General features: G+C 47.4%; 1 protein-coding gene. It reads right to left on the reverse strand.

The window, feature by feature from the left end:
- Positions 1-253, reverse strand: a 253-nt coding sequence (locus MTCD1_RS19745; protein ID WP_200818694.1) for a hypothetical protein, incomplete at both ends; no start/stop codon positions are given.

Consider the following 253-nt stretch of genomic DNA (forward strand, 5'->3'; position numbering starts at 1 on the left):
GCAATGCAGTTCGCTGGGTTTCTTTCACGTATTGCATTAAGCAACCTGCAGCACATAGGGCCACTGGCGCATTTTCGACACCAAAAGCGATTAAATCTTTGGTTCCAAATTGCTGACATAAAACGTTGCGGCCAGTTTGTAAATCAAACTCCCACTCTGGGCGGCGACGTAGACCTCTAAGGTGATTAATATGTTGAACCGATTCCAATGATTCACAGTACAGCAGCTCTGCGGGATCGGTACGTTGCAGCTC

This window comes from Colwellia marinimaniae (assembly GCF_002207865.1).
In the GTDB taxonomy this organism is placed as follows: Bacteria; Pseudomonadota; Gammaproteobacteria; order Enterobacterales; family Alteromonadaceae; genus Colwellia; species Colwellia marinimaniae.